This is a genomic window from Armatimonas sp., from assembly GCF_043760365.1.
Classification (GTDB): domain Bacteria; phylum Armatimonadota; class Armatimonadia; order Armatimonadales; family Armatimonadaceae; genus Armatimonas.
On sequence record NZ_JAYUPA010000970.1, the window covers coordinates 1 to 2,779 of the forward strand.

4 protein-coding genes are annotated in these 2,779 nt (G+C 60.1%); all 4 read right to left on the minus strand.

Annotated features, from left to right (window positions below):
- Window positions 1–374, minus strand: a 374-nt coding sequence (locus ACH2EH_RS24600) for an RNA polymerase sigma factor (RefSeq protein ID WP_395145988.1), incomplete at its 3' end; no start/stop codon positions are given.
- A 42-nt stretch (window positions 375–416) separates the two neighbouring features.
- Window positions 417–1,418 (minus strand): serine hydrolase domain-containing protein, encoded by a 1,002-nt coding sequence (locus ACH2EH_RS24605; protein WP_395145989.1) that lies wholly within the window; start codon window positions 1,416–1,418, stop codon window positions 417–419.
- A gap of 48 nt (window positions 1,419–1,466) precedes the next feature.
- Complete coding sequence (locus ACH2EH_RS24610) at window positions 1,467–2,357, minus strand: hypothetical protein (RefSeq protein ID WP_395145990.1); 891 nt, start codon at window positions 2,355–2,357, stop codon at window positions 1,467–1,469.
- 21 nt (window positions 2,358–2,378) lie between these two features.
- On the minus strand, window positions 2,379–2,779 hold a 401-nt coding region (locus ACH2EH_RS24615; RefSeq protein WP_395145991.1), incomplete at its 5' end, for an OmpA family protein.

Consider the following 2,779-nt stretch of genomic DNA (forward strand, 5'->3'; position numbering starts at 1 on the left):
GCACGAACCTCGTCCTGCACTTGCTTTGTGAGGATTGCCTCCAGAAGATCGCCCTCCAGCGGCCCCGTTTGCTCGTCCCAGGCCACGAGAGTGACTCCAGGAATCCGGCGCAGGTAGCTCCGTCCGACGTTTAAGGCAAGCTGCTTGAGGTAGGCCACAAACTGCCCTCGGCCTTTGTAGGAGGCTGCATGGCGGTGTAGGCGCGTGAAAACTTCTTGCGTTAAGTCCTCTGCCATTTCCGGGTCGTCGGTCAGGGCACGCAAGAGACGGCAGACCCAGGGGCGGTGGCGGCGCACGAGCTCGGTAAAACAAGCCGCCTCGCCACGCACTGCTCGCTGAAGCAGGCTGTCATCGTCCCCTGTTGGTCGTCGCATCTCACCCTAATAAACTCAGAAAGTGCGAGAAGCGTTCAGTGCCTAGCGGGAGAGTTTTTCGAGCTGGCGGCAGAGATCCGAGACTTTCCTGCCCTGGGTGTTGCACAGAACAGCGGCGACCGTGCGGGTTCGAGGGAGAATCAACAGAAAGCTCGATGTCCCTTGCTGGCTCCCCCCGTGGTTCAGATCACCCTCTTGTAGGAAGATTCCCAAGCCCATCGCGGGGTCGCTGGGCGCAGGCTCGCGCGGGGGAGGCTGGCGGCGCTGCATCTGCTCCCAGATGGCGGGCTTGAGAACCTTTCCCTGGAGAACCTTGCCAAAGAGGCTCACGAGATCTGCCGCCGTGGACTCCATCCCGCCGCCGGGCCACTTCCAGGAGAGGTTCTGTCGTTTTGTTTCCTCGGCTCCGGCGACATTGTAGAGCGGGGCACGGCGCCCTGTGCGGCTCTCTTCCGGGCGGCGTGGGAGATTCTCAAAGCCCATATCTCGCAGTCCGAGAGATAAAAACAGCTCTTGCTGGGTCTCAAAAAAGGGCCGCCGTGTGATCGCTTCCACCACGGCCCCCAGTAGCGTGAAGGCATGGGTGCTGTAGTGGTACTTCTGCCCGGGCGTGGCAATGAGGGGGTCACTGTCAAAGATCTTCAGCGCCTCTCGGCAGGAGCGCTGCTGACCTGTGGCAGAGTCTGAGGCGGCTTTATTTTCGTAGTGACGCAGCCCCGAGGTGTGCGTGAGGAGCTGACGACAGGTAAGGGGCTTGAGGGGTTCGGGGAGCTCGGGCAGGTAAGTGCTGAGGGGCGTATCGAGGCGGAGCGTGCCCTTCTCTACCAGGCGTAGCAGGCCCAGCGCCGTGACGGGTTTGCTCACCGACGCCAGCCGAAAGAGGCTCTTGGTCGTGACCATCGGGCCGACTTGAAGCCGGTTGCCAACCCCCTCGAAGAGTAGCCGATCCCCTACCCAGACCGCCGCTTGGAGATGGTTGGTACCCAGCTTATCCTTCCCGACCGCCGCGTCGAGCACTGCCTGCATTGCATTCTGTCGAAACATACACTCTCCCCCGATTGGTTTTACCATTTTATCAGGGGAGAGTGGCTCCTAGAGTTTCTCGCCGTACTTGTCAAAGTGCAGCGCCTTGCACTGCTCTGTCCAGTTCTCGCGCCCGATCCGACCCTGGAAGTACTCGATGCTACCAGCCACTTTCTCCAGCATCTCCGGTGAGAGTTTCGCGATCTGCTTGTAGGTACGTAGCCCGAGATCATGGAGCTTGGCCTCAATAAACGGCCCAACCCCCACGATCTCTTTCAGGTCGTCTTCATGACCGGGCTCTGCCTTAGGAATCACCAGTCCGTCTGCCCTCGCTGGCCCGTCTGTCGTAATATCTGGCCCGTCTGTTGCCAAAGGCGGAACCACTGTACGTTGACGTTCCAGCTCAGCTGCTTGTGCTTGGAGCTGTGCCTGGGCAGTGTGGATGGTCTGATTGGCGGTGTGGATATTGGCGTTTGCCTGCGTGAGCGCCTGCGTGTAATCAGTGAGCTTATCCTGTGCCTGTGCCAGTGATTTCTTGAGCTGGTCACGCTCCTGCGCGATGGCCGCGAGATCTCCCAGGGTCTGCGAGGGGGCCTCCTGAATACTCTGTGGTTGCCGCGTCTCATCCCTATTTTTTTGGGACAGCTCTAAGTTTCGGGTGAGCTCATCAACGCGAATATTAAGCGGAATCGCCTCCGCGCGTAGCCGATCCCGCTCCGTCTTGGCGCTGACGAGGTCATTATTGAGCGCTTCGAGCTGTTTGGCGTGCGTGGCTCCGATAATGGTGAGCTGCTTGTCGCGCTCCTGGAGCTTTTTCTTGAGTGCTCCCAAATCACCGCTAAGAATCTTCGTGGTATCGGTGTTCTGAGATGTGCGGAACCAGAGGAAGTAGCCCATGAGGAGCCCGAGGGCAAAGGCCACCAAGAGGCAGGGCAAGATCAATAAATAGAGATGCAGCATAGTGATTCCTTAAACTAGCAACTAGCGGACCACGAAACCGATTCGGCGGTTACGGCGGCGTCCTTCCTCGGTGGTATTAGTAGTGATGGGTTGGGACGAGCCATAGCCCTGGGCATAGAGGTGTTTGGTCGGCGTGCCACGCGCTACCAGATAGGCTCGCACAGAATCGGCGCGCTTCTGGCTGAGGCGACGATTGTCGGGTTCCTCGCCCTGGTTGTCGGTGTGCCCGCCTACCACAATGGTAGCTGTGGTCTGGCTCTTGAGGGCCTCCCCGATCTGGTTGAGGTAGGGATAGGCTCCGGGCTGGAGGCGCGAGCTGGCGGTGGCAAAGAGCACCTCGCCCTTGCCCACGATGCCATCGAGCAGCCGCTGCGCCTTTTGCCGGTCTGCGGTGGGCAGCGCGGTGCTCGCCGACGGGGTGG